Annotated in this window: 7 protein-coding genes; 3 read left to right on the top strand and 4 right to left on the bottom strand. The window is 67.2% G+C overall.

Features of this window, described 5'->3' with window-relative positions; genetic code table 11:
- Positions 1 to 78 precede the first annotated feature (78 nt).
- Entirely contained in the window at positions 79 to 1,038 is a 960-nt protein-coding gene (locus ACZ7M7_RS18845) for an alpha/beta hydrolase family protein (protein WP_472118135.1), read from the bottom strand.
- A gap of 161 nt (positions 1,039 to 1,199) precedes the next feature.
- On the opposite strand from ACZ7M7_RS18845, the gene ACZ7M7_RS18840 reads away from it, so the two are divergent.
- Positions 1,200 to 1,787, top strand: a complete 588-nt coding sequence (locus ACZ7M7_RS18840) for a TetR/AcrR family transcriptional regulator (RefSeq protein WP_472118133.1) — start codon at positions 1,200 to 1,202, stop codon at positions 1,785 to 1,787.
- A 446-nt stretch (positions 1,788 to 2,233) separates the two neighbouring features.
- Here ACZ7M7_RS18840 and ACZ7M7_RS18835 read toward each other — a convergent pair whose 3' ends face one another.
- Complete coding sequence (locus tag ACZ7M7_RS18835) at positions 2,234 to 2,620, bottom strand: winged helix-turn-helix transcriptional regulator (RefSeq protein ID WP_472118130.1); 387 nt, start codon at positions 2,618 to 2,620, stop codon at positions 2,234 to 2,236.
- A gap of 653 nt (positions 2,621 to 3,273) precedes the next feature.
- The gene (locus ACZ7M7_RS18830) at positions 3,274 to 3,684 is read right to left on the bottom strand and encodes a hotdog fold thioesterase (protein WP_472118127.1); all 411 of its coding nucleotides are present in this window, start codon (positions 3,682 to 3,684) and stop codon (positions 3,274 to 3,276) included.
- 166 nt (positions 3,685 to 3,850) lie between these two features.
- On the opposite strand from ACZ7M7_RS18830, the gene ACZ7M7_RS18825 reads away from it, so the two are divergent.
- The gene (locus ACZ7M7_RS18825; protein ID WP_472118124.1) at positions 3,851 to 4,498 is read left to right on the top strand and encodes a TetR/AcrR family transcriptional regulator; all 648 of its coding nucleotides are present in this window, start codon (positions 3,851 to 3,853) and stop codon (positions 4,496 to 4,498) included.
- A 150-nt stretch (positions 4,499 to 4,648) separates the two neighbouring features.
- On the opposite strand, the gene ACZ7M7_RS18820 is transcribed toward ACZ7M7_RS18825, so the two are convergent.
- Complete coding sequence (locus tag ACZ7M7_RS18820) at positions 4,649 to 5,509, bottom strand: glycoside hydrolase family protein (RefSeq protein WP_472118121.1); 861 nt, start codon at positions 5,507 to 5,509, stop codon at positions 4,649 to 4,651.
- A 168-nt stretch (positions 5,510 to 5,677) separates the two neighbouring features.
- Here ACZ7M7_RS18820 and ACZ7M7_RS18815 point away from each other — a divergent pair, with 168 nt between their 5' ends.
- A complete protein-coding gene (locus ACZ7M7_RS18815; protein WP_472118118.1) occupies positions 5,678 to 6,133 on the top strand; it encodes a DUF6924 domain-containing protein in 456 nt (151 codons plus the stop codon).
- Positions 6,134 to 6,250: the final 117 nt, after the last annotated feature.

Below are 6,250 nucleotides of genomic sequence, written 5' to 3'. Positions count from 1 at the left end.
GGATCCTCAAAAGAACCACCTCATCGTTGCCCCCTGGGGCCCCCCCACGCCCCCACCGCGCATATCTCCTCCCAAGACCTACTTGAATTCGACCCGTCCGAGCGGGTCCGGGCGAGAGGCCAGCGCATCACGCGCGGTCTGCCAGGCGGAGTCCTCGGGGTAGAGCTCGCTGCGCAGGTAGGCCCAGGTGAGCCGTGCGAGTGCGGCGACCCGCTCAGGGTTCTCGTCCGTGGTCTCGGCGACGTCGTATCCGGAGACCCCGCCGAGCCCGTGCTCCGCATCGAACAGGGTGAGCAGCGACTTGGGGCCCGGAGAGAGGGCGTACGGATCGGTGTGCCAGTTCGGTCCGGCGACCGTGAGGAAGGCGGATTCGTCCTTGTCGCCGGCGACTACGAGCGCGGGGGTCGTCATCGTGGAGAAGTCCGTGGTCAGGAGGAACGAGTAGTTTTCCACGGTGAAGTCGGTGAGGGCGTCGCCTCCCCGGCCGGGCGCGGCAAGCAGCACACCTGCCTTGATCCGGGGCTCGGCCAGGTCCACCTCGGTTCCGTCGTGCGGATCGGTGAGGCGGGCGCCCAGCAGCAGGCTGGCGGTGTGCCCGCCCATCGAGTGCCCGGCCACCCCGACTCGGCTGCGGTCTACGCGTCCGAGGAGCTGTGGGACGGCGGCCTCGATCACGTCGAGCTGGTCGAGGATGCGCGTCATGTCCTCGGCCCGGGTACGCCAGTGCGCGGCGACCCTGGGCTGGTCGGGGTTCAGGCTGAGCGTCCTGGAGTCCAGATGGGTCGGCTGGATCACGACGAAGCCGTTTGCCGCCCAGGTGTTCGCGAGAGGTGCGTAGCCGTTCAGCGAGGAGAGGTTGTTGGAGAAGCCGAGGCCGTGCGAGAGGAGGATGATCGGAAGCTCGCTGCCGGTCATCGGGGCGGAGATGCGTACCTGCAGGTCCACGGCTCGGCCGGGAGACGGCAGCACCACCGGGCTGACCGAGAGGACGCGCGTGGGCGAGCCGAGGGTGTCGGCTGCGTAGGCGGGATTGCTCATGATGAGTGTGCCTTTCGCTGGCCCCTGCCGCTGGTCGCACATGGCGCCGGCGGTGGGTAGGGCGGAGCGACCGCCTTCAGCTACGCTGGAAGCGGATCGTTGTTCCACTAAAATACGGAACACTGATCCGCTTCGTCAACGGCCACTGGAAGGAGTGCGTGGTGCCCACTGCAGGCCAGTCCAAAGGGGCATCCGCTCGCAGCAAGCGGGTGGACGCGGTGCGCAATCAGCAGATGCTGCTCGACGCCGCCGCGGAGGTGTTCGTGACCTCGGGGGTAGATGCGCCGATCCGGGAGATCGCGGCCCGAGCCGGCGTTGGACTGGGGACGCTCTACCGCCACTTCCCGACCCGGGCGGATCTCGTCACCGCCGTCTACCGCCACCAGATCGAGGCATGTGCCGAGGCGGGCCCGAACCTCTTGGCCGACGCCGCCTCCCCGTTCGACGCACTGCAACAGTGGATCGACCTCTTCGTCGACTTCCTGGTCACCAAGCACGGACTCGCTGACGCCCTGCAGTCCGACAGCGACCGCTTCGCAGCGCTGCACACCCACTTCCTCGAACAACTGATGCCCGTCTGCGCCCAACTGCTCGACGCCGCGGTCGAGGCAGGCGATATCAGGCCCGGCATCCAGCCCTACGAACTCATGCGCGGCATCGGCAACCTCTGCGTCGGACGGGACAGCGACCCCCGCTACGATCCTCGAAAGCTGATCGAACTGCTCCTTCAGGGGTTGCGGCTCTCATGAACGTCCCTCTGCGCGAGCAAGGTCAATCAGATGCCACCGACCCCCCGCCGATCCCGGAGTCGTTCGCAGAGCTCGTTCCCCCTCAAAAGCGGGACGGATCCTCTTCCGAGACTTGCATTGTGCGAAGAATCCGGGCCCATGACGGCCCCTCAGGAACCCTCCCCGGTCGACCGGTCGGACGCCGACGACGTCGAACAGCACGCCGGTCCGAAGTGTGACGCGCAGACCGGTCCGCCTACGACACCCGCCGCTTCACCATGGTGCCCCGACTGAAGAAGGTGTTGCGGGTGCCCACTCCGGCCGACCGGGGACCAGGCCGACCATGGCGGCCGGGCACCCCGCCCCCCCGGCGCCCATCGACCCGGACCTGCCAAGCGCGGATATCCGCATCGGCTACGCCCGCTCCTCGACACTCGGGCAGGAACTCGCCCCCCAGCGCGACGCGCTCAGCAAGCACGGCAATCCCCCGGGACAAGATCTTCCGCGAGAAAATCAGCGCCCGCGTCCGGGGCCGCCCCGGCTGCCCGACTTGTGAATTCGATGCCGAGCGGATGGCCGGCTGACGGCTTCAGTTCTAGCACCTCCGCCGGACGGCCTCGCTTACGCTGGGCCGCTGCCGGTATCGAAGCGAGGACGGTGCCGCTGTCCATGAGCGCGCCGACGGCGTCGTAGAGCGTGGTGCGGGACAGACCGCACAAGGTCCCCAACTCTGCCCGCGTCAGCGGACCGTGCTCACGCAACAGGCTCACAATCAGGGTCTCGTGCCCTTGGCGTGACCGGGACGGTGAGCCGTGCTGTCGTGCATCGTCGGTCGGGGCGGAGGCCCGTGTCATCTGAGTCGGCATTGTGGAAGCTACGTCCCCTCGTTTGGTACTACCGCTGTGATGTCGAACGGCGGTGGTCAGTCCGCCGCTTCTGGCGCGAGAAGGTAGAGAGGATCTTTGTGGCTATTCTGTGAGCCGCCCATGTGACGTCACGTCGGGCCCGCCGCGGGCTCAGCGGAGCACCACTGAAGGCAGTCTGGCTGTGGTGGTCAGGTACCGACGCCACTGCGGAAGTCACCGCCCGTCTCTGGCAGGTCTACCGGCGGCGATTCGACGTCGAGCATGTCCGCGTGTTCGGCGCGTTCACCGCGATCCGCGCCGGCATCCGGCTACCGATCGAGTAACCATCGATCCGCCGTATCTCAACCGATCGTGGAACCTGCACGGCGAACCGAATACATGGCCGAGTGATCTCCGGCAGTACGCGCATGAGGACAGGGCCAGCGCCTTCTGTTGGCTCGAGGGTGCCATCCCATTCCGAGCGGTTCCGCAGGCCTTGGTGATCGTGGTGCGCGCCCGAGCCCGACCTGCTTCAACTCGTCTGCTGTGTCGTGCGATTGCCTCGCCCACGTGTACGGCCACGCGGCCCGTCATCCCGATCGGGTGCCCCTGTATCCGTCGGGCATGATGAACGCAGAGTGATCGCAGAGGCAGTTGGGTGATCAGGCTCGGCTGGGGGGTGTACGGAGCGCGACGACCTGTGTGATGCGGGCACACAGGACGTCCTGGTCGTCGTTGATGTCGACCTCGACGGTGACCGTGTTCCGGCCGACGTGCAAGGGCCGTGCCGCCGCGAATGCGCCTGTGCCGCGCACCGGCCGCAGGAACAGAGTGTTGGACTGCACGGTCGCAGGCAGGGTGCCCTCTGGACCATTCACTGCGGCACACACGGCGGCTGCCACGTCCGCCAGCCCCATCAGCGCGCCGCCGTGCAGGCCGCCGCCCAGCGTGGACAGAGCCGACACGTGGTCGAGCCGGGCGCGAACCTCCGGCGCATTGATCGCGGCAAAGCGCACTCCGAGCGTTTTCGTGAACGGTGCGACGGCGTAGATCTCCTCAGCGGTGACAGTCATCGGCTATCCTTGGTTTATAGAGTTAAGTTAACGCCGACAAGTTACATGCGGCGACCCTGTTCCACAACACGGAGACGAGTGACGTGATGACACCCACCACCTCTCGCGGCAGCGGCAGCGGCTCCGGGGCGGCCGACTCTTCCGCCTCGCAGGGCAGGTGCTGACGATGGACCCGCTCGACTCCGAGCCCTCCACCCCGCCCGCCGCTGCGCCGCGGCGGCGACGGGCGCAACGCGGGGACGGTGCGCGACTGCGCGACGAACTTGTCGAGGCGGCCGAGCGGCTGCTCGACAAGGCTGGTGAGGACGCGGTCACCATCCGGGCCGTGGCGCAGGCGGTGGGGGTCAGCCTTCCGGCGGTCTACCTGCACTTCGGTAGTCGTCTCGAACTGCTGCACACCGTGTGCCTACGCGTCTGGGGTGAGCTGGGCGACTGGATGGGCGATGCCTCTGCCGACGCCGGTTCGCACGACCCGTTCAATGCGCTCCACCAACGTTCGGTCGCCTATGTGCGGTTCGGGCTGGCTCATCCGGTCCGCTACCGTCTCGTGATGACCGGCCCCGCCACCGCAGCCAGCGGTCAAGTAGCCTCGGCCTGTTTCCGGTTCCTGCGTGGAACGGTCCAGGAGTGTGTGGAGGCAGGCGTGCTCCGCGGCGACGCGACAGCGCTCACCAGAGCCATCGCGGCCGCCTTGCACGGTGCCGTCGCCCTGCTCATCTTCCAGCCGCCCGAGAGTTGGCCTGAGGACGTGGACGGCTTCGCCCGCGACATCGCAACTCTTGCCACACGAGGCGCGGCAGCGATCGAACCCTGATAGTCGGACGGCAGCGAAACGACGAGCCGCGTGGCTGCGTTGCTGACGAGTGCGGCAACCAATCGGGCCCGGGTTGAGAGAGCGTGGGGGCCTTGCTTGCGGGCGGCCATGCCTGGGAGAGAACGCGCCGGTGGGCAGAAGCGGGGACCGTCAGCCTGCCGCGCGGTAGGCCGCGCCGACCCTGTTGGCCCTGGCGCCGTTGTACAGGCCGCTGCCGTTGCCGCGGTCCGTGGCGAGCGTGAACCAGGCATAGCGTTGGACGTACGGCAATCTCTGGAGCATTGATGTCGACTTCGCCACGAACGCCGCCTGTTGAGCCTTGGTCGGATAGCGCGGGGTGCCGTTCGTGAAGTCGATGAGCGCGTATTCGGTGAGCCAGATCGGCTTGTCGTGGCGCTGGTGCACGGCCTGGAGGTAACTGCGCAATTGGGCTGTCGCACGTGTGGCGTCAAAGTCCGCGCCATACCAGTGCAAGGGGATGAAATCGACCTTGTAGTCACGGGCGGCGGCACCCTTCATGAACCGGTCGAGCCAGCCACCGGCGACATCACCACCGGTCGCGACCGCTGGAGCGCCGAGCCGCATTCCGGTCGACTCCAGCCGGGGCCAAAGGTCGAGCGCCTCCTTCACAGTCATGTGCGCCTGGTCCGACCGGTCGGGCTCGTTGAAGCCGAGCAGGATTCTGCCCTGCTCTCTGGCCCGGTGCAGCTCCGCAGTGGTCACCGATCCCGCGTCGTGCATCATCGGCACGAACTCCACGCCGGCCGGAGCCTTGATCCCGCCCCGGCCGGAGGACCAGGTGTAGAACCAGCCGACCCTCGCGTCGGAGAGAGCCCTGGTGACACCGTCGAACTTCCAAGCGCTGACGCCCTTTTTCTGCACCGCGGTCACGGACCGGCCGATGTCGTCGCCCGTCGCCGGCGCCGGCGCCGTGGAGGCTCCGCCCTGTCCGCCGACCAGGAGCACGGCCGATAGTGCGAGCGGCAGGGCGAGAATGCGCATCTTTCGCATGTGACTTCCCAACTCTCCTTCTTTCATGGTGACTTGTCGGTGAACGTATCCAGCGGCGACTGATGACTTCGGTCAGAAATTGCTCGGTGAACGGCAGTTATTGCGGTGCCCTAGGAGATCCGTCCGTGTGTGCCGAGTGGCGGCTGGTCCGAAGGCTAGGGTCAGCGCATGCGACCTTTGATCGACCGGACGGGTCATGACTTCGAAACCGAGGCGCTCGTCGTGCGCACGGATTTCTCGGACGATGGAGCGTGGCGGGTGGTCGTCGAGCAGCTCGCCGCGGGCTGCGCCGAGTACGAGAGGGACACTCACGTGGTGGACGACCCGGCCTTCGAGGGGGCGAGCCCGGAAGAGGTGGTGCTGTCCACTCTGCTGGGCGATCCGCGTCTGGAGGTCGCGTTCCTCGCCGATGCCGCTTCGATGAGGGGCGAGTACGCCCTGCTCGCGGTCTCGACCAGGGATGAGGAACTGGACGAGGACGATGACGAGGAACTGGGCTGTGTGTTCCGCCTGCTGCCCGCGCTGGTCAATGAGATGCACGTGAACCTGGCCATCGGACACCTCGATTTCTGGGAGTACGCCCATGCGGCGGCCCAGGACCCGGAACACATCCTCCGAACCTGATGGTGCGAGCGGAGAACACCGAACCGTGAAGATCGAAAAGCTCACCGAACTCCAGATTCGTGCGATGTCCGAGGTCGCGACGAGTGGCTGGCCCACGGCCTGGCCACCGGCCCCGCT

This window comes from Streptomyces sp. NPDC111606, assembly GCF_055656945.1.
The sequence above is the reverse complement of the archived record's forward strand: the minus strand, read 5'-3'. Positions and strand labels throughout refer to the sequence as shown.